The following is an 18,902-nucleotide window of genomic DNA, read 5'->3' as shown; positions in this document are numbered from 1 at the left end:
TCGTGATGCTGATTGCGGACGATTCGATGAACGTGCGTGACATGACACATTCGCCATTGCGCCAGGGCATGCCCGAGTCGACCGTTTCGCCCGCGCACGGCGGCCGGCCGGTCGCGTGCAAACATCGGCCGTCCTCAGGTTGTACGAATCTCCATATTGAAACTACACTGGTTATCGGCCGGCGCCGTGACACGCGGCTCTCCATTCAACACGCATCACAGTACTAATTAAACGCGTGCCAACAATCGCCATCGAGGATGGTTGTCTTGTTCCTCAACATCCAGCGGGGGGGAAGTGGCGATGAACATCGGGGCTGCGCATCATCCGTCAACGGTTCGCTAGCCGGGCGGCGCGCGCATGAGCACGACCGGAGGCATTGGCGCGACGTCACTCGGGCTGCACGGCTCGAGCCCGGCGATGACCGACCTGCGCCGCTATCTGGCGAAGGTCGCGCGCACCGATACGACGGTGCTCGTGACCGGCGAAACCGGCACCGGCAAGGAGCGCGTCGCCAGCGCCGTCCATCGCCTCAGCACCCGGACCGACAAGCCGTTCATCGCGGTGAACTGCGCCGCGGTGCCCGACAGCCTGTTCGAATCCGAGATGTTCGGCCACGAGCGCGGCGCGTTCACCAGCGCCCAGCACGCGTTTCCCGGCCGCTTCGTCGAGGCCGACGGCGGCACGCTGTTCCTCGACGAAGTCAGCGAGATGCCGCTCGCCGTCCAGGCGAAGCTGCTGCGCCTGCTCGAGGACCGCACGGTGATGCCGGTCGGCTCGCAGCGCCGGCGCCCGGTCGACGTCCGGATCGTGGCGGCGAGCAACGAACGACTGGAGGATCTGGTCGCGGAACGCCGTTTCCGTGCCGACCTGTTCTATCGCCTGAACGTCGCGCGCATCGAGATACCGCCGCTGCGCGAACGGCCGGAGGACATCGCGCCGATCGTCGATCACTTCGTCGCCGAACACAACCTGCAGCGGGCGATGCGGGTGGGGCGGCCCGATCCCGCCCTGCTCGAGTGCATGCGGCATTACCGGTGGCCGGGCAACGTGCGTGAGTTGCGCAACCTGGTCGAGGCGTTGTTCATCGATGCACCCGAAGGGCGCCCGTTCGGGCTGGGCGACCTGCCGCCGGCGTTTCGCCGGCTGTTCCTGCAGGACTTTTCGGCCGGCGAGCATGAGCGCGAGCGGCTGGTCTCGGTACTGCGCCAGACCAACTGGAACAAGATGGAAGCCGCGCGCCAGATGAACTGGTCACGCATGACGCTGTACCGCAAGCTGGCCAAGTACAACCTGGACGCCGGCAACACTGCATCGGTGTGACAGCCGGGCTGTCACATGGTACAGCCCGGCAGCGTTCCCGAATCCCGCTCCGGCCGGGAAATTCCACGGCAAATCATGCGCTTGCGCCGGCGCACCCGCGTTGGCCCGCTCCTTGCGAAGCAGAACGGACAGACCGCCCGTCGCCATGCAAGGAGGCCGTCGTGCACGTCATCGAGCCAAGCCAGGACGCCCCGCCGGAGCCGGCCCAGCCGGCCGGCCAGCCACGGCCGCTGCTCGCCAGTTATGCGAACTATTTCGAGGTCGGGCACAACGCGTTCGAGTTCCTGATCGATGCCGGGCAGGTCGAGCCGCAGTCCGGCAACGTCCAGTTGATGAGCCGCGTCGCGATCAGCCCGGTGCACGCGAAGCTGCTCGCCCAACTGCTGGCGCGCGCGATCGCCCAGTTCGAAGCGACGCATCACGAAATCCCTGACATCGGCGACCCGGAACCGGATCTGGAGATGCTTTCCCCGCAGGAATTCGAACGGCGCGCGATCGATGCGCGCAGCAAGCCGATGCTCGGCGGCCGTCACGACGAGCCCGATCAAAACCAGAGCTGAGGACACGACATGGCAGCGCAACTCCATCCCAACCGCATGGTCCTGACCGACCGTTTCCCGATGCTGGGCTTCACGATTCGCGTCGGCCACGCGCCGTGCGTCGCGGAACTGGTGATCGCCACCGATCCCGCGCTATTCACGCGCAAGGACGGGCGCACGTCGTCGACGTTCTATACCAGCCGCGAGGACGGCCTGCTGGCGATCCCGCGCGGCGAAGCGGTGTTCATGGTGCCGCCTGCCGTGCTGGCGCGCTTCGCGGGCGCGAGCCGGCTGTGGTTCGGCCTCGCCACCGCGGCGTCGCCCGCTGCCGATGCGTGGACGGTCGACGTCCTGCCGAATGCCGACAGTCCGTACGTGTCGCTGTCGGGGCTCAGCGACCGGGGATTGCGCCGGGTCCGCGTGTTCCCGACGCGCGGCGCTGCCGCCGTCCGGAGTCCGCTGTTGAACTGGGCGGGCGACGCCACGCGGCCGGGCGCGACCGCCGTGCCGGCGCCGGCCGCACCGGGCGCCGCCACCGCCACGCCGCAGCCGGCCGTCGAGGCCGCTGCGCCGCACCACGACGTCCATTACGACGACGGCTTCGGTCCGCTTCCGCCGCTCAATGCCGCAACGCCGGGCGCCGCGACGCCCGCCGCGCCGGCCCCGGCGTCGACCCCGGGCGCGCGCCCGGCATCCGCCGTCGCATCGGCACCCGCCGTCGCACCGGCACCCACCATCGCATCAGCACCCGCCATCGCACCGGCACCCGTGTCGCAGGGGATGAGCGACGATGCCGGGTTCCGCCTCGCGGGCGAACGCCGCGGCTTCACCTGGCCGCGGCCGCGCAAGCTCTCGACCGTCGAGCGGGCCGCGCTGCGCGCGATTCTGAGCGCGAATCCGGCCACCGCGTCGCTGATGCTGCTGCTGCCGGTCGCGATGCGCAACGGCCTGTCGGTCTCGATCGGCGCGGGTGCGGGCGCGGGGCTGGAATCCGGGGGCGCGGGCGCGGTCGGCCTCATCTTCGACGCCAATGGCGACGACATCGGCGTCTTCGTGTCGGGCGAGCTCGACTTCGGCTACATCGTGTCGGCGAGCCTCACCGGTCAGATCAGCCTGCTGCGCGGCCATATCGACGATTTCGCGGGCACCGGCACGACGGTCGGCGTGATGGTCGGCGAAGCCCCGGCCGGCGGCATCTCGGCGCTGTTCAACGCCCGCGGCGAATTCGTCGGCGTCACGCTGTCGGCCGGCGTCAGCGTCGGCAGCCCGGTGAGCGTGTTCGTCGGCGTCTCGCGCGCCGCGGCGGGCACGATCGCCACCTCGTCGTCGTCGTCGCTCGCGTGGTCGCGCGGCCTGAGCGCCGACCCGGAGGCCTACGGCATCGATACGCCGCCGTACAGCGACGACGATGCGGCCGCCGAGCCGTCCGCGACGGCCAGTGCGCTGGCCCTAGGCGCGCGCGAGAACAGTCTCGTCACGCGTACCGCGGCCAGCCCGAATTTCGACGAGGGGCGCGGCAGCAAGACGATCGACCGCATCATCATCCACATCGCCGACGTACCGACCGTCCAGCAGGTGGTGAATACCTTCACCAATGCGTCGTCGAAGGTGAGTTCGCATTACCTGGTCGGGCAGGAGGGCGAAGTCGTCCAGTTCGTCTCCGAGGCCGACACGGCGTGGCACTGCAAGGGCTCGAACCAGCGCAGCATCGGCATCGAACACATCGCGGTGAAGCGCGGCGGCGCCGACTACCCGCGTCGCAACGGCACCGTCCAGCATTTCGATGCGCTGGCGCCGACCCAGCTCCAGTACGAAACCTCGGCGGCGCTGGTCGCGTCGCTGTGCGACAAGTATCAGCTGCCGATCAACCGCACGACGATCATGGGCCATCGCGAGGCCGACACCTCGACCGGCCATACCGCATGCCCCGACGGCAACTGGGACTGGGACTACTTCATGCGGCTGGTCACCAGTCGCACCTGCCAGCCGCAGTCGGCCGGCCAGGCGCTGGGCCTCGCCGCGCGCGGCCTCGGCGACGACATTCCGCTCGATCCCGGCGTCGGCGGCCTGTCGATCGGCACCGACGCGCTGGAGATCGGCGACATCATTCTCAGCACCACCGGCAATCCCGGCTCCGGCGTCATTCGTGCCGGCTCGGGTGCGGAGGTCAGCCACGCGATGCTCTACGTCGGCCAGGGCGGGCAGGTGATCGAGGCGATTCCCGGCGGGGTCCAGTTGCGCCCGCTCGCGGACGCGCTGGCCGACGCGCGCCTCGCGGTCGCGTTCCGGGTGCCGGGCCTGACCGATACGCAGCGGCAGCAGGTTGCCGATGCCGCCGCGCGCTACCTCGATCGCGGTTTCAACTACGTCGGGCTGGTCCGCTGCGGCAGCTACCTGATCGACCGCCACGCGTGCGACCTGCTGTCGGGCGACGCGGCGGAGCGCTGCCGCCGCTTCGTCGGCCGCATCGAGCTCGGCGAAGGCGCCGACACCGACAACTTCTTCTGCTCGCAACTGGTCGCCCAATCCTTCCAGGACGCGGGCAGGCCGATCGTCAGCGTGCCGCCGCACTGGGTGCCGCCGGGCGATCTCGCCAGCCTGTCGACCGGCACGATGGCCCCCGGAACGCTCGCGTATGTCGGCCATCTGAAGGCGCCGATCCCGAGCCGCGGCTTCTTCGGCACGAGCCAGGCGCTGTCGGTCGCCGCGGGCGCCGCGCGCACGCTGGGCGCCGACGACTGGTCGGTGAACTGGGACGAGGTGCAACTGACCCCGCAGCCCACCGACATGGGCTGCTGGGCGACGGCCGCGTCGATGGTGATCGGCTGGCGCGACAACCAGAGCGTCGACCCGACGCTGCTCGCGCGCTGCATCAGCCTCGAGCGCCAGATGCGCGATGGCCTGGCGCCGGCCGAGGTGGCGGGGTTCGCCGGGGCGTCGACGCTCACGGTCGAACCCAATGCGTGCTTCGCGCCCGAAGGCTTTCGGCGGCTGCTGGAGGCGAACGGACCGATCTGGGTCGCCGAAGTCGTGCGCGCGCCGGTCAACTTCTTCCATGCGGTGGTGGTGACGGGCATGTATCGCAGCGGCGACGCGTATTTCGTGCGGATCACCGATCCGCTGGACCGCGTGGTCGGCACGCCGGGCCATCCCGGCGCGCGGACCGTGCCGCCGACCCACTCGACCGGCAGCCGCTACATCATGACCTACGAGGATTTCGTGTCGGAATACGAGGCGGCGGCCGGCATCGGCGTGATCCAGCTGATGCATTCGGGCGGCACGTTCGGCCACACGATCAATCGCGGCAGCGCGGCGGGTGCGGGCTACGCGCTCGGCGTCGAGCCGCCGGCCGCGGGCGGCGAGTTCGGCTTCGGCGTGAGCCTGACCCGGCGCACCGAGAGCCGCGACGGGCGCAGCTACGATCTCGCGCAGCTCGCCGGGCTGGTCCAGCCCGCCAATGCGCTGGCGGGCGGCGCGGGGCAGCCGCGCATGGCCGGCCAGCGCATCACCCTGGACGACTGGCCGTACATCGACGGGCCGAGCGGCCGCACGTCGGCGCCGGTGTCGATCGACTGGGCGTGGCAGGGCGGCGCGGTCGGCGACGTGACGATTGCCGCGGACCACGGCCAGATGCTCGACGGCTGGAGCGCGTTCGTGCGCGCGGATATCGGCCGCGGTTCCGGCACCCCCGAACGGGCGAGCGTCAAGCTGCGCATCACCACCACGTTCCGGCATGCCGGCGAGGAGGACCAGGTCGGCGTGACGGAGGTGACGCTGAACGGCGACGGCCGCTTCCAGACCGTGCACGGCGTCGACGGCGCGCCGCCGCTTCCGGCCAGCGGCACGCAGCCGGCGCCGCGCGAACTGCAACCCGCCTGACCCCGAGGGACACGCGCGATGGCCCGCCACATTCCCCCTCCGCCACCCCGCGGCGCGATCACGCCCGCGGTGGCCCTTGCTCGCGACGCGTTCGGCCGCGAGATCGTCGACGGGTCCGGATCGGGCGACCCGGGCAGGCAGGACGGCGCATTGCCGCAAGCAATGCCGGCCGGCGGCGCGGCGCCCGCGGCCCCGGGCGGGTCGGCGCCCGCCAAGGAGAAGGCGACGGACGCCATCGGCCGGCGTGCGGCGGCGCTCGCCGATGCGATCGACTTTCCGACCTTCGTCGCGAGCCTCGTGCATGGCACCTACGACGCGATCGTCGACAGCTCGATCAAGCAGGTCGAGAGTTTCGCCGACCTGGTCGGCGCGGTGGCCAAGCCGCTGGACCAGTTCACGCAGGAGAACGTGACCGACGGGCAGGCGCGCGCGTGGCTGGTCGAGCAGTATCCGCACGACGTGACGCTGACGCAGAACGGCGGCGATTACCGCCTCGCGCCGGTGGCCCGGCCCGGCGACGACGATGCGGCTCCCGCGCCCGCGTGGCTCGCCGATTTCGGTGCGGCCGACAGCACGTTCGATACCCAGACGCTCGAATCGGTGGTGCTGCCCCGCGCCCGCGAGCGCGTCGCGCAGCACCGGTTGTCGACGCTGTCGACGATGGTGCTGCTGGGCATGCAGCGGGTCGTGGTCAAGGACGGGACGATCGCGGCGAGCCTCAATTTCCAGGCCAAGGCGCGCGATCGCGCCGCCGTGCAGTATGCGACGTCGAACGACCCGTCGTCGGGGCAGACGACCTGGGGCGGACGGGGAACGTCGGGCGATGTCGTCACCACGGTCTCGACCGTCGCGGTCAACGCGCAAACCGACACCGATCTCAAGGCGACGCTGACCGGGAAGGTGAGCATCAATTTCGCATCGGAGACGCTGCCGCTCGACCGTTTCGTCGACGAGGCGTCGCGCAATCTGCTGGAGCGGCACAGCCGGCCGGCGGCGCGGATCGCGGCGCCGGCGGCGACGGCCGCCCAGCCCGCGGCGCCGGTGGCGGCGCCCGTTCCCGCCGCGACGCAGGCGCCCGCCGCCGCGCCTGCGCTGCCGGCCGCGTCCGCCGCCCCGTCGGCCGCGTCGGCCTCGTCGGCCTCGTCGGCTTCGTCGGCGCCGGCGGCACCCGCACCCGCATCCGCACGAGGAGAACCCACATGATCGCGCCGCGGCCGCTGGGCGAGACGCTGGGCGCGTTCGCCGACGTCGCCGGACAGCTGGCCGCGGGCGCGGCGCAAGGGCTGCGGGTGCGCTCGATGGCGATGGAACTGCCGCTCGACCTGCGCATTGCATGGGGCGCCGACGGCATCGAGCTGGTCGGCGACCTGCCGCAGTTCCTGACCCGCACGGCCTTCGATGCGGAGCCGGCGCGGCTCGCGATCGTCCTCGAAGCCGTGCCGGTCGAAGGAGCGGTGCGATGAACAGCAACGCCAGCCTGCGCCTCGAGGATTTCATCCAGGCCGTGCAGAGCCAGCTCGACAACGCGCAGGCGGCGATGGCGATCAAGGCGCGCAACCTCAACCTGCCGCTGACCTTCGCGATCAAGGACGTCAACCTCGATCTGCGTGCCCATGTCGAATTCGTCGAAAGCGAGGTGTGGATTCGTCCCGCCGGCCCGGGCGACACCGACAGCAGCACGTTCCATCTCGTCTTCACGACCATCACGCGGCCGGCGATCGAGGAGAACGCGATCGCGCTGTCCGAGGACAGCAAGGACCAGCCGCTCGACGCGCTGGGCGACGAGCTCTCGGCCGAGGACCGCAAGCGGCTGGAATGGGCCGGCGTGCGCACGGTCCGGCAATTTCGGCAGGCCGAGCAGCGCGACATGGTGCATGCGATCGGCCGCGTCACCAACCTGTCCGTGGACCGGCTGCGCCGGGCGCTCGACCGGGCGTCTGCGCCGAGCGTCGAGCGGATCGAACCGGTGGCGCCCGCTACCGACGCGCAGCCCGATGCGGCGCCGCTGCTGCGCGTGATCGGGCGCAATCTCGTCAACGGCACGCACGCGCCGCTGGTGCGGATCGGCAATCGCCCGGTCGCGGTGCTGCAATCGGCGGACGACGAGCTGCTGCTCGCGCCCGGCCGCGACCAGTGGGCCGGCGAACTCGCCGTCTCGCCGACGAGCCGCCACGCCGCCGCGCTGGCGTTCGACCTGAGCGCATTCGCGCCGCCGCCGGCGCCCGCGGCCAGACCCATGACCCTGGCCGCCGTGCCCGGCCAGGAGGAGGCGCGGCCATGACGATCCATGCACTCGGCACGCCGTGGGCATCGCCCGGCGAGCGTCAGTTCAGCCTGCCGACCAGCCTGCTCGTCAAGCTGGCGCTCGGCGAAGCGCCCGAGCACGTGCCGTCGATCCGCGACGTGACGCGCGGCGCGCTGGCCGCCGCGCAATGCATCGACGGCGGCCCGGTCGACCGCATCCTGGTTGCGTTCGCCGGCCGCTTTCTCGCGGTGCGCCCGTTCAGCGCGGCGGCCGGGCGCTGGGTGCCCGGGCACGCGCACCTCGGCTACGACGCGATCGAACAGACGACCGGGATGGCCCGCACGCTGCTGCTGCGCGTGCCGGCGGGCACGCCGATCGGCGCGCTGTGCGATTCGCTCGCCCAGCTCGCGACCGTGGAAAGCGTGACGCCCAACTACGTGGCGACGGTCCCGATGGACGCGCCCGGCCGCTTGGCGCCCGTGCCGCCGGCCGCGCGGGTTGCGCAGGATGCGCGCGCGCTGGTGCGCATGGCCGACGCGCACGCGATCGAGCCGGGCGACAGCGGCGTCACGGTCGGTCTGATCGACAGCGGCATCGCGCGCCAGCATCCCGAATTCGCGCATGCCTTCCGCGCGGGCGCCGATACGGTGCGGCTCGAGCCCGGCGACTTGTCGCCCGGCGTGCAGCTGCTGAGCGGTCACGGCCATCGCGGCGATTTTCCCGAGGACCGCTTCGTCGGTCACGGCATGGGCTGCGCGGGCATCATCGCCGCCGAAGGCGTGGCGATGCCGCGCGGGCTCGGCGGCGACTGCCGCATCCTGCCGATGCGCGCGCTGGCGGCCGCCCGCCTGCCGGGCAAGGCGCATGCGATCGGGCTCGGCGCGATCGCCGACCTCGATCGCGCGCTCAAGCTCGCGGTCGACCTCGGCGCGAAGGTGATCAACATGAGCTTCGGCACCGACGACGCGACGATCGCCGCCAACCGCCCGAAACCGCATGCCGACACGGTCGCGTATGCCGCCGCGCGCGGCTGCATCCTCGTGGCCGCGAGCGGCAACAACGGCGCCGTGACCCGCTACTGGCCCGCCGCCTATCCGCAGGTGATCGCGGTCGGCGCCGTGGGCGACGACGGCCGGCCGACCCCGTTCTCGACGCGCGGCCCGCACGTCGCGCTGTGCGCCCCGGGCGAACGGGTGCTGACGAGCGCGATCGAGGCCTATCAGCTCGCGACCGGCACCAGTTTCGCCGCGCCGTTCGTCGCGGGCGCCGCGGCGCTACTCGTCGCGTACGCGCAGCGCCGCGCCTATCCGCTCGACGGCGCGACGGTACGCGAGCTGGTCGTCGCCACCGCGCGCCCGTTCGCGCCCGGCGCGGCCGACGGCTGCGGCGCCGGCATTCTCGACGCGGCGGCGGCGCTGCAGGCGCTGTCCGGCCGCATCGACGCGTACGAAGCGGCGGGCGACGACGGTTGCACGGGCAAGGACGGCCGTGCCGACGACGGCTGACTGGCGCACGGGATCCCGCTCACTCCCCCGAACCGACCGGATTTCAAGGAGAAGTTAAATGTTTCATGTCAACAATCAAGTCCGCTTCCTCGACCTCGTCGACCTCGAGACCCGGGCACGCGACGGGCTGGTCGATATCGTCAACCGGCTCGAGTCGCTGAAGCGGCCGCCGGTCGCCGCCGAGCGGGAGCAGCTCGCGCTGTGCAAGGCCATCCTCGCGGTCGTCTACGACACGAAGCCGTCCGACGGCGTGCCGCAGGTGTGCGATCCGCTGTTCGTCGCCACCCGCGAACTGCTCGCCAGCAAGTCGCTGGTGAATCCGCCGTTGCTGTCCGAGGTCAACGGCCAGCTCGTGTTCGACGCGGGCGACGTGAGCGGCGCCAATGGTGCCAATGGCGCCAATGGCGCGAACGGCTCGGACCCGGAGGCCGTGTCGATCACGCTCGTCGCGCTGGTGCTGGGCATCCTCGCGGTGGACGGGGCCACGCCGCCGCCCGTGAAGGTCGACGGCGGCAAGACCGTGCCGGACGGCGACAACGTGCTGATGAACGCCTTTACCCGCCAGTTCTTCGCGGCGGTGGGCGAGGCCAATTCGTACGGTGGGCTCGCGCAGCGGGTGCTGGCGCTGCTGTGCATCGAGGGCGATCCCGACGGCCGCGGCGGCGAGCAGCCGGGCGTGGTCACCACCGAATTCGCGCGCGTGATGCGCGGCCTGCAGGCCCGCAAGATCCAGGCCGACGAGCCGCAATTGCGCCGCCGCATCAACGAGGAGCTGAACACCGTCCAGAACATCGGCGGCGAGGACGCGATCGCCGATCTCGGCATCGACCTGCCGAACCTCGAGGATCTGGAAGACGCGAACATCGTCGCCGACAACGTGCGCGTGATGGGCCCGATGATCGTCGCCGCGATGTTCGACGAACTCAAGGTGTTCCAGGTGGTCGACCGCATCGTCGAGCAGTTCCAGCACGGCACGCTGCCGATCGGCCCGGGCAATGCCGGCAAGCTGCTCTATCGCTACTGGCGCGAAACGCCGAACCGCATCTCCGAGCAGGAGCGCAAGAACTTCGCGGCCATCACGCTCGGCGTGCCGGGCGGCGATCCGAACACGGCCGGCAATCGCGAGTTCAACGACCTGTGGATCCGCTTCGTGTCGTCGGTGTCGTCGTTCGTGCGACAGACCGAGGTCGACTCGCTGCTGCGCGCGAACGTGCCGAACCCGATCAACCACCAGCAGGTGCGCAAGGCCGCCCGCGATCTCGCCGGCAACCTGTCGCTGCACGGCTACGGCATGGCGCATTACGCCGCGCGCGAGATCCAGTCGCAGGTCAAGTTCATGATCGACCTGCTGCAGGACCCCGAGATCCGCGGCTGCTACGGCGCGAAGGACATGTGGCAGGTGATCGACCAGGTCGCGACCTACGACCTGGGCGGCGCGCGCACCAGCTCGCGCTATCGCACGCTCGCGACCTGCGGCACGATCATCACCGCGTGGCTGGCCAACAACGTCGATCGCGTCAACAAGGCGACCGGCCCGCTGCTCAGCATCGACCAGATCGCCAACCCGGACGTCTCGTCGAACCACAAGTCGACCGTCGACCCGACCGACTACGACCTGGTCAACGCATGCGAGCTGTGGCTGGCCGATACCGCGACCACCGATACGCAGATCGAGCAGTTCTCGCAGCCGCGCGAGGCGCCGCAGATGACCTCGAAGCCGGTGCCGATCCCGGCGATGGCGCGTGAGATGCTGGATGGCGTCGGCGACATCGGCGCCGGCATCGGCCTTGGCGCGGGCGTGCCGGTGAAGGCGGGCTACGGTGTCGGCACGCACAACGGCGCGAGCTACTACTCGAACCGTCCGCACTGAAGCGGCGTCGCGTGTGCCGCGCCATTTTCGAACCCTGCCGGAGCCGAGCCATGCCCCTGACCTCAATCCGCGAACCGGTCGTCGCCCGGGTCGAACGCCGCCTGAAAAGCGCCGCGCGAAGCCTTGGCACCGCCGATCCATTCGCGCCGTCGCGCGACCTGTTCCTGCGCACCTTCGGCGACGGCGCCGACGATCTGCGGTTCCGCGACAACGCGCTGATGCCGATGGCGGTGCCGTTCGAGCCCAGCTTCTCGGAAAGCCAGCCGGGCAAGCTGCGCTTCACGATCGAGCCGTTGCCGCCGGAGGCGTCGGCGATCGACCGGCGCGACGAGTCGACCCGCGAAATGCGCAAGCTGATCCGCGACTTCATCGGCCGCGAGGCGCTGCACTGGTTCGACCAGGCGAGCGAGCCGTTCCGGGGCTTCGCGCGGCCGGGCGGCAACCTCGACTACGGCGCGTTCTTCGGCTCCAGCTACGACCGCGACGGGCTCTATGCGTCCAAGGTGTACTACGAGCTGCCCGGCGACGCCGGCACGATCGAGAACCTGCCCCGCGACCTGGCCGGCATCGTCCAGGCCGCGCTGCAGATGGTGCCGGGGCTCAAGCCGCTCTTCACCACGATGGCGGCCCAGCGCGATCTCGGCGGCCAGCGGCTCACGTTCGCGTGCACCCGCGCGCTGCGGCTCGCCGATCTGCAGCCGGTCATGGATGCGCTCGGCATCGGCCATCGGCTGCCCGGCATCATGCAGCTCCTGGGGCTGGTGCTCGGCGGACGCTTCGACCTGCCGCCGCACGGCGCGCTGCTCGCGTTCGGGCTCGGCCCGGACGGGCCGGATTTCGAGCTCTACGTGCTGCTGTCGGCGATCCCCGACGTGCCGCCCGCGTTCCTCAGCCTGCTGACGATGGGGCTCGCCGAGCGTCCGCGCGGATTGCAGGCGCTCGAGCGCTGGATGGGCGCGTTCACGCCGGAGGACGCGCACTGGCCGGGCCGCTTCTCGATCATCAGCCTGCGCACGGACGCGGCCTGCCCGGCACGCGTGAGTCTCTACCTGCGCCCCATCGAGTTCGAACTGCCTGTGGACGCGCCCGCCCAGGCCAACTGAATCCGAATCGCTTCGTCACGCGTTTCCCGCGAGGTCGCCATGTTCCCGCAAGCTGCCCGTTCCACGCCGATCGCGCCGCCGCCGCCGCGCGCCGCGGCGGCCGCTCCGCGGCACACGCCGCCGGTGCCCGCCGACGAAGTGCGCCACGGCGTCGCGCAGATGTTGACCCGGTCGCAGGCGTTCAACGCGATGCCCGACGCCGATCGCCGCGACATCGCGCGCAACACCGCGTTGATCGCCGATTACCTCGCGCGGCCCGAAGGGTTCGCCGGCCACGAGATTCCGGGCGGGGTGGGCACCGCGCCGGCGCGCGCGCTCGACGACAACACGGATCATTCCGCGCACGAGGCGGATTTCTCGACGCACAACCAGGCCGTCGACAGCATCGGCAAGTCCAAGTTCACCGCGGCGGCCGCGCACGAGGGCGCGGCGGTCGCGGGCGAGCTGCTGAACCAGGTCAAGTTCCCGACCTTCGTCGCGAGCCTGATCAGCGGCGTGTTCCAGTCGATCACGCACAGCTCGATCGAGCAGATGAAGGCGTATCAGGAAATGATCGCGCAGGTGGCGAAATCGCTCGGCCAGTTCGCCGACGAACATGTGACGGAGAACCAGGCGCGCGATCATATGGTCGGCCAGTTTCCCGACCTGTTCGAGATCGGCATGGACGACAGCGGCGACACGCCGAGCCCGCGCGTGCAGGTGCGCGACGGGGTCGACCCGGACGAAGCGTCGAAGACCGTGCGCGCCCGCCTGCAGATGGGCGACGGCGATACCTTCGACCTGTCGGACGAGGCCTCCGAGCTGGCGATCGTCAACCGCTTCAAGATGCAGCTCGCCAAGCAGCGCCAGCAGATGCTGGCGTCGATCGTGCTGATGGGCATCAACCGCATCGTCGTCACCGACGGCAAGATCTCCGCGAAGATCATCTACGACGTGCGCGCGCAGGACACGCTTTCGAAGCAGCGCAGCGCCACCGCGGTCGACCTCGCCCGCGACAAGGACGGCAACGTCCAGTCGACCTACGCCGGCAAGGGCACCTACGATCGCGGCGGCAAGTACGACTCCAGCAACGACAAGGACAACGGCCGTCAGTACAGCGCCGACTACTACGCGAAGGGCGACTACGAATACGAGAACAAGCCGATCATCACCGCGTCGACGGCCGCGTCGGAAACCAGCAACGCGGCGATGCAGACGAAGATCCAGCTGTCCGGCGCGGTCGACGTCAATTTCAAGAGCGACTACCTGCCGCTCGACAAGATGGCGACGCCGCAGATGATCGCCACCATCACCGGCAACGCGACGCCGGCCGATCCGAACGTGCTGCCCAGCCCGAAAACGCCGCCGGCGGCGTCCGCCCCTGCGGCGGCTTCAGCCCCGGCGGCGGCGCCGGCCGCCGCGCCGGCGCCGGCCGCGGCCAGGGGAAACTGAGCCATGCGCCTGCCCGCTCCCCCCGACGCGCTCCACCCGGTGCGGCCGCCCACGAGCGCCGCCGCGTTCGACGCGACGCGGCCCGAGGTGCGCCGCCTGCTGACCGCGATTCCGTCGTTCCTCGACCTGCCCGACGACGAGCGCCGCCGCATCGCCGCCGATACGGTGCGGGTGCTCGCCTACCTGGCCGACCCGAACGGCGTGCATGCCGAGATCGCCGAGCGCGAGGCGAACGGCGAACTGCCGCCCACCGGCCTCGCGCACCCGCTCGTGCCGACGCGTCCGGCGCCGGCCGCCGCGGCGCTGGCCGACGATCCCGTCACCGCGACCAAGCGCCAGCTCGCGCAGGATCCCGGCTTCGCCGGCAAGGACTTCCAGGCCGGCGCGGTGAAGCAGGGCGTCGAGCAGTTCGGCCAGATGGTGCAGAAGGTCGATTTTCCGAAATTCGTAGGAGGCCTGATCAAGAACGTGTTCCAGGCGATCGTCGAAAGCTCGATCGAGCAGATGCGCGCGTATGGCGAACTGATCGCCAATGTCGCCAAGACCACCGCCCAGTTCATGAGCGACAACATCAGCGAGGGCGCCGGCCGCGACTATCTCGCCGATTCGTTCCCCGACGTGCTGTCGGTGCAGGCGCAGGACGGCGCCGACGCGTTCGACGCGGACAGCGCCGGCGCGGCCGCGGCGGCGGCCCCGACGCGGCTGGTGGCGCAGGGCGACAACGCGCAGCAGCGGCTGGCCGAGATCAGCCGGAACTACAACCTCGATCCGCCCGTGACCGACCTGTCCGACGACAAGTCGGAACTGCGCCTCGTCACCGCGGCGCGGCTGCAGATGGCGAAGCAGCGCCAGCAGCTGCTGTCGTCGATGGTCATGCTCGGCATCAACCGCATCGTCGTCACCGACGGGTCGATCAACGCCAAGGTGGTGTTCGACATGCGCGCCAGCGACACGGCGAAACGCACCTACACCGCGTCGATGCACGACCGCGAGAGCCAGAAGTACAAGGAATCGCTCAACGCCCATTACGGCAGCTGGTACACGCCGTATTCGGCCGACGCCGCGTTCGAGGGGCAGCAGGAACACGTGGCCACCGTCGGGTCGGCGCTCGACGACACGAGCGAATCGAAGGCCGAGGTGAAGGCGAAGCTGTCGGGCGAGGTTCGCGTCAACTTCAAGAGCGACTACCTGCCGCTCGACAAGATGGCGACGCCCGAGATGATGTCGGTGATCCAGGGCAACTCGACGCCGTACAACCCCAACAAGCCGGCCCCTGCCGCCGGCGTGCCGGCCGGGCAGCACTGAATCATGGCGCGCACGCTCATCGTCCCGCCGGCGGATGCCGGGCTCGCGGCGGCCATCCGGTCGGGGGAGCGGCTCGTCGAGCGCGCGACCGCGCACGGCCTCGCGTTCGCGCTCGACGAGCTCGGCGACATCGCGATTCCCGATCCCGTTGCCGCGCGCGTCGACAAGGCGCAGCTGCGGGCGCTCGCGTCGCTCTATCTGGCGGCCGACCTCGAGCCCGCGGGCGTGATCCCCGCGGTCGAGGCGCTCGCCGGCCTGTCGGCGAGCGGCGCCGTCGGCGTCGATCTCGGCGGCGCGGAGCCGCTGGTCGCCAACTGGTGGCGTCACCGCGCCGAGAAGCTCGCGGCCGGCGAGCGCGCGGCGTTCTATGCACGGTTGTTCGGCACCGCGTACGGCCCGGCGGCCGCGGATGCCGAGCGCAACGTCCAGTTCGAGGAATGCATGCTCGTGCTTTGCGAGGCGCTCTACAAGCTCGACGAGACGCCCGGTGCCGACCCGGGCGGGGATCCCGGGCGCCAGGCGCGGGTCCGCAACGCCGCGCGCGCGCTCGCGCAGAATCTCGGCGCCGCCTGTACCGGCGTGACCGCGTTCATGGCCGGCGAGATCGTCGGCATGCTCAGGGACGCGTTCGCGATCCTCGGCCATGCCGACCTGCGTCACGGCTTCGCCGCGCGCGACATCTGGGGCGTGGTGGCCGGCATCGGCCGGCTTTCGCGGCAGCCGCCGGCCCAGCCTGCCGCCTATGTCCGGCGCGGCAAAGCCGGGATGACCGTGATCGCATGGCTGGCGGACGTCGCGGATGCGCTGGACGGCGCGTCGCCGCTGCTGCGCACCGACAATCCGGTGATCGCCTCCGCCGCCGACTGGATCGAGGCGACGCTCAGCCTCGGCGAGAAACCCGATGGCCCGGTGTCTTCCGTCCCGGACGACGGCCGCGCCGTGCCGCCGGCCGCGCGCCCGGCCGCGCCGTCGAACCCGTGGGCGGCGCTCGGAAGCTGACATGGAACCGCGTCGCTCAGGCCGTCGCGAGACGGGCGGCAGAACCCGGGTGCCGACGGCGGCGGACGTGCCGTCGCCCGTCCGGCCGTGCTGCATGAGTTGCGGGACGCGGAATGCGCGATGCGCGGCGGAGCCGCCGAGATGACGGCAACCGCCCATCTTGCGCGTTCGGCGGTGCCGCGGCCCGACGTTCGCCACCGTGTCCGCGAACTGCTGTCTGCGCAGCAGGGCTTTGGCGCACTCGATCCGGCCATGCGCCGCGATCTCGCGTCCGGACTGGCACGGATCGGCTCGCTCGCGGTCGATCATGACGAGCTCGCGGCGCGTCCCGGCACCGCACTGGCCGTCGCGCAGGACGCGGGCTCGGCGTATTCGGGCACCGCCATCGACCGGATGGCCGGCACCACCCGGGCCGTGCTCAACGCGGTGTCGTTCCCGCGCTTCGTGACCGAGCTGATCACGGGCGTCTTCAAGGCGATGAACGATTCGAACCAGCAGCAGCTGACCGCGTTCGTCGACCTGATCCGCAATGTCGCGCAGACCACCGAAGGCTTCGCGGACAGCAACGTCGGCATCGCCGGCGCGCGGCAGTGGCTGGCCGAGCATTTCCCCACCGCCTACGAGGTCACCGGCGACGACGAGGCCGCCGACGACGCCGACGAACTGGCGGGCCTGCCGCCGGACGAGCGCCGCCAGCGCCAGCAGGAACTGCAGGCCGAGCGCGACGCGTCGACCCGGCTGGCGTTGCGCGCGGGCGCGACCCCGCCGGCGGAAGCGGCGCTGCGCACCGCGCTGGGATTGGGGCCGGGCGACGCGGTGACGGCCGCCGATCCCGAGCGCCTGGTGCCGCTCGCCCAGCAGGTGCTGGCCCGCAACCGCCAGCAGTTGCTCGCGACGATGGTGCAGATGGGTTTGCAGCGCATCGTCATCGAGAGCGGGCGGCTCAATGCCGCGATGAATTTCCATATCGACGCGAGCAGCGTCGCCGCCAACGACCGCGGCTCGCAGTTCGACACGCGCAACACGGTGGGCGTGAGCGGGGGCGCGCGCTTCGGGCCCTGGGGCGCGGAGGCCAATGTGCAGAGCACGATCGGCTACGTGTCGACCGACCGGACCCAGACGACCGAAAGCTCGCACGCCGACCTCAACCTGAGCAGCGGCGTCGAACTGGTGTTTCGTACGGATTACGTGCCGTTGAACCGGCTGGCGGGTGTGGGCGACGTCGAACGCATCCGCGTCAACACGATCAATCCGGATGCAGAAGCGGCGCGCCTGTCCGCCGATCGCGCCGCCCAGCGTAGTGCCGAACAGGCCGACATGGCCGCTCGCAGGACCGCGCTGGACGGTGGGCTGCGTGCGCCGCCGGCTGTTGGGTCGGCGGGTTCGGGCGGGGCGGGTTCGGGGGCAGCGGGTTCGGGAGCGGCGGGTTCAGGGGCAGTGGGTTCGGGGTCGGCAGGTTCGGGGTCGGCGGCGTCGGGATCAGCGGGCTCAGGACCAGCAGCTTCTGGATCAGCGGCGTCAGGCTCGGCAGGGAGTGCCCACACGAGCCAACCCGCTTCGTCGCCGCCGAATCCAGCGCCTGCTTCCGCTTCCGCTTCCGCGCCGCAGCCGCCGACCGGGCCGGGCGCCGCGGCGTCCCGCTCGCCCGCGCACCCCGCGACGGCAGCGCCTCGATCGCCCGCCGGCGCAACAGCAGCGGGACATCGCGCCGCATCATGAACGTGCGCACCGGCAGTCGTTCGCAAAACACCGTGCCGCGCCGAATCCCGCCGATGACGACGTTCAGCCACGCGAGCGAAGTGTCGAGCGCCAGGTGGCGCCGGGTTGTCGACGGCCCGCGCCGACCTGGCACGACGGCGTCGTCGGAAACACTTGACGGGTGTGCGAATCAGGCCAGCGGTGCGACCGACGCCCCGACGATGCCATGCCGCCGCAGTGACTCCGCGACGAAGCCCGACGCCTTCATTGCCTCGACGAATGCGCCGAGCACCGTCGCGGCCGCTTCGCCGCGGCTCTTCGGCACGCCCATCGCCTGGCGGATCACCATGAAACGCTCGCCGAGCAGGCGCAGGCCCGGCGTCTTCGCCGCATCGGCCTCGAGCTGCTGCTTCACGCCGGCCGCGACTTCGAGCTGCTGCTCGACGAAGGTCGGCACGACGGCCTGCGACGTCGGCGCACGCACGATCTGCGCGGCCTTCAGCTCACGCGTGAGGAACAGGTCGTACGCGCTGCCCTTGCCGACCGCCACGCGGTTGTGCGGCTGGTCGACGTCTGCGTTGCCGCGGATCGGCGAAGCGTCGCGCACGAGATAGAAGCCTTCGATCAGCACATAGGGCTCGGTGAACGCGACCGTTTCGCCGCGCAGCGGATCGACCGCGAAGAAGCCGAAATCGGCGCGCTCGTCGGTCAGCGCCTGCACCGACTTGGCGGCCGTATCGAACACGACGAGTTCGAGCTCGGCCGACAGCCGCTCGGCGAACGCGCGCGCGAGGTCGATCGACACGCCGAACGGCTCGCCCGTCGCCGGGTCGCGGTTCGCGAGGATCGGGTTGCCGAGATTGATCGACGCGCGCAGCTTGCCGGTCGGCGTGAACGCGGAGAGGACGGAAGGGTCGACGGTCATGAAAGGGCTCGTTGGGAAGGCGGGTGCGCTGGCGCGGCGGACGGTCAGGGCGCCGACGCAGCGTCATCCGCGATGGATCGGTT

General features: G+C 71.0%; 14 protein-coding genes. 13 read left to right on the top strand and 1 reads right to left on the bottom strand.

The window, feature by feature from the left end; genetic code table 11:
* Positions 1-357 precede the first annotated feature (357 nt).
* The 13 genes from DID98_RS15085 (at position 358) to DID98_RS15025 (ending at position 17,915) form a co-directional block, all read left to right on the top strand.
* On the top strand, positions 358-1,320 hold the full coding sequence (locus DID98_RS15085) for a sigma-54-dependent Fis family transcriptional regulator (protein ID WP_124487350.1): 963 nt from the start codon (positions 358-360) through the stop codon (positions 1,318-1,320).
* 161 nt (positions 1,321-1,481) lie between these two features.
* Positions 1,482-1,880 (top strand): DUF3467 domain-containing protein, encoded by a 399-nt coding sequence (locus DID98_RS15080; protein WP_124519912.1) that lies wholly within the window; start codon positions 1,482-1,484, stop codon positions 1,878-1,880.
* Positions 1,881-1,889: 9 nt separating this feature from the next.
* On the top strand, positions 1,890-5,738 hold the full coding sequence (locus DID98_RS15075; RefSeq protein ID WP_260428078.1) for an N-acetylmuramoyl-L-alanine amidase: 3,849 nt from the start codon (positions 1,890-1,892) through the stop codon (positions 5,736-5,738).
* A 69-nt stretch (positions 5,739-5,807) separates the two neighbouring features.
* Entirely contained in the window at positions 5,808-6,941 is a 1,134-nt protein-coding gene (locus DID98_RS15070) for a hypothetical protein (protein WP_124570983.1), read from the top strand.
* The gene (locus tag DID98_RS15065) at positions 6,938-7,201 is read left to right on the top strand and encodes a hypothetical protein (RefSeq protein ID WP_124570982.1); all 264 of its coding nucleotides are present in this window, start codon (positions 6,938-6,940) and stop codon (positions 7,199-7,201) included. The genes DID98_RS15070 and DID98_RS15065 overlap by 4 nt, the downstream gene beginning before the upstream one ends.
* Positions 7,198-8,019, top strand: a complete 822-nt coding sequence (locus DID98_RS15060; protein WP_044844334.1) for a hypothetical protein — start codon at positions 7,198-7,200, stop codon at positions 8,017-8,019. Before DID98_RS15065 ends, DID98_RS15060 begins: the two co-directional genes overlap by 4 nt.
* Positions 8,016-9,488 (top strand): S8 family serine peptidase, encoded by a 1,473-nt coding sequence (locus DID98_RS15055; RefSeq protein ID WP_124570981.1) that lies wholly within the window; start codon positions 8,016-8,018, stop codon positions 9,486-9,488. Before DID98_RS15060 ends, DID98_RS15055 begins: the two co-directional genes overlap by 4 nt.
* A gap of 58 nt (positions 9,489-9,546) precedes the next feature.
* Positions 9,547-11,358, top strand: coding sequence for a hypothetical protein (locus DID98_RS15050; RefSeq protein ID WP_124570980.1), 1,812 nt, complete (start codon positions 9,547-9,549; stop codon positions 11,356-11,358).
* A gap of 50 nt (positions 11,359-11,408) precedes the next feature.
* Positions 11,409-12,461, top strand: a complete 1,053-nt coding sequence (locus DID98_RS15045; protein WP_124487344.1) for a hypothetical protein — start codon at positions 11,409-11,411, stop codon at positions 12,459-12,461.
* Positions 12,462-12,500: 39 nt separating this feature from the next.
* Complete coding sequence (locus DID98_RS15040; RefSeq protein ID WP_124487343.1) at positions 12,501-13,892, top strand: hypothetical protein; 1,392 nt, start codon at positions 12,501-12,503, stop codon at positions 13,890-13,892.
* 3 nt (positions 13,893-13,895) lie between these two features.
* A complete protein-coding gene (locus DID98_RS15035) occupies positions 13,896-15,197 on the top strand; it encodes a hypothetical protein (protein ID WP_124570979.1) in 1,302 nt (433 codons plus the stop codon).
* Positions 15,198-15,200: 3 nt separating this feature from the next.
* Positions 15,201-16,196 carry a hypothetical protein gene (locus tag DID98_RS15030; RefSeq protein WP_124570978.1) on the top strand — a complete coding sequence of 332 codons (996 nt, stop codon included), beginning with the start codon at positions 15,201-15,203 and terminating at the stop codon, positions 16,194-16,196.
* A 120-nt stretch (positions 16,197-16,316) separates the two neighbouring features.
* Positions 16,317-17,915: a hypothetical protein gene (locus tag DID98_RS15025; RefSeq protein ID WP_124570977.1), complete on the top strand. Its 1,599-nt coding sequence runs from the start codon at positions 16,317-16,319 to the stop codon at positions 17,913-17,915.
* A 169-nt stretch (positions 17,916-18,084) separates the two neighbouring features.
* Here the strand turns inward: DID98_RS15025 and DID98_RS15020 are convergent, their stop codons facing one another.
* Complete coding sequence (locus DID98_RS15020) at positions 18,085-18,819, bottom strand: ABC transporter substrate-binding protein (protein ID WP_124487339.1); 735 nt, start codon at positions 18,817-18,819, stop codon at positions 18,085-18,087.
* Positions 18,820-18,902 lie beyond the last annotated feature (83 nt).

The sequence above is a fragment of the Burkholderia sp. Bp8984 genome, assembly GCF_003853755.1.
GTDB lineage: Bacteria > Pseudomonadota > Gammaproteobacteria > Burkholderiales > Burkholderiaceae > Burkholderia.
Note: the sequence above shows the minus strand (reverse complement) of the source record. Positions and strands in the feature narration are given on the sequence as shown.

Excerpts from the sequence above, each read along its gene's own strand:
- DID98_RS15085 (WP_124487350.1), top strand. The coding sequence starts at position 358 with ATGAGCACGACCGGAGGCATTGGCGCGACGTCACTCGGGCTGCACGGC.
- DID98_RS15075 (WP_260428078.1), top strand. The coding sequence starts at position 1,890 with ATGGCAGCGCAACTCCATCCCAACCGCATGGTCCTGACCGACCGTTTC.
- DID98_RS15065 (WP_124570982.1), top strand. The coding sequence starts at position 6,938 with ATGATCGCGCCGCGGCCGCTGGGCGAGACGCTGGGCGCGTTCGCCGAC.
- DID98_RS15060 (WP_044844334.1), top strand. The coding sequence starts at position 7,198 with ATGAACAGCAACGCCAGCCTGCGCCTCGAGGATTTCATCCAGGCCGTG.
- DID98_RS15055 (WP_124570981.1), top strand. The coding sequence starts at position 8,016 with ATGACGATCCATGCACTCGGCACGCCGTGGGCATCGCCCGGCGAGCGT.
- DID98_RS15050 (WP_124570980.1), top strand. The coding sequence starts at position 9,547 with ATGTTTCATGTCAACAATCAAGTCCGCTTCCTCGACCTCGTCGACCTC.
- DID98_RS15045 (WP_124487344.1), top strand. The coding sequence starts at position 11,409 with ATGCCCCTGACCTCAATCCGCGAACCGGTCGTCGCCCGGGTCGAACGC.
- DID98_RS15040 (WP_124487343.1), top strand. The coding sequence starts at position 12,501 with ATGTTCCCGCAAGCTGCCCGTTCCACGCCGATCGCGCCGCCGCCGCCG.
- DID98_RS15035 (WP_124570979.1), top strand. The coding sequence starts at position 13,896 with ATGCGCCTGCCCGCTCCCCCCGACGCGCTCCACCCGGTGCGGCCGCCC.
- DID98_RS15030 (WP_124570978.1), top strand. The coding sequence starts at position 15,201 with ATGGCGCGCACGCTCATCGTCCCGCCGGCGGATGCCGGGCTCGCGGCG.
- DID98_RS15025 (WP_124570977.1), top strand. The coding sequence starts at position 16,317 with ATGCGCGGCGGAGCCGCCGAGATGACGGCAACCGCCCATCTTGCGCGT.
- DID98_RS15020 (WP_124487339.1), bottom strand. The coding sequence starts at position 18,819 with ATGACCGTCGACCCTTCCGTCCTCTCCGCGTTCACGCCGACCGGCAAG.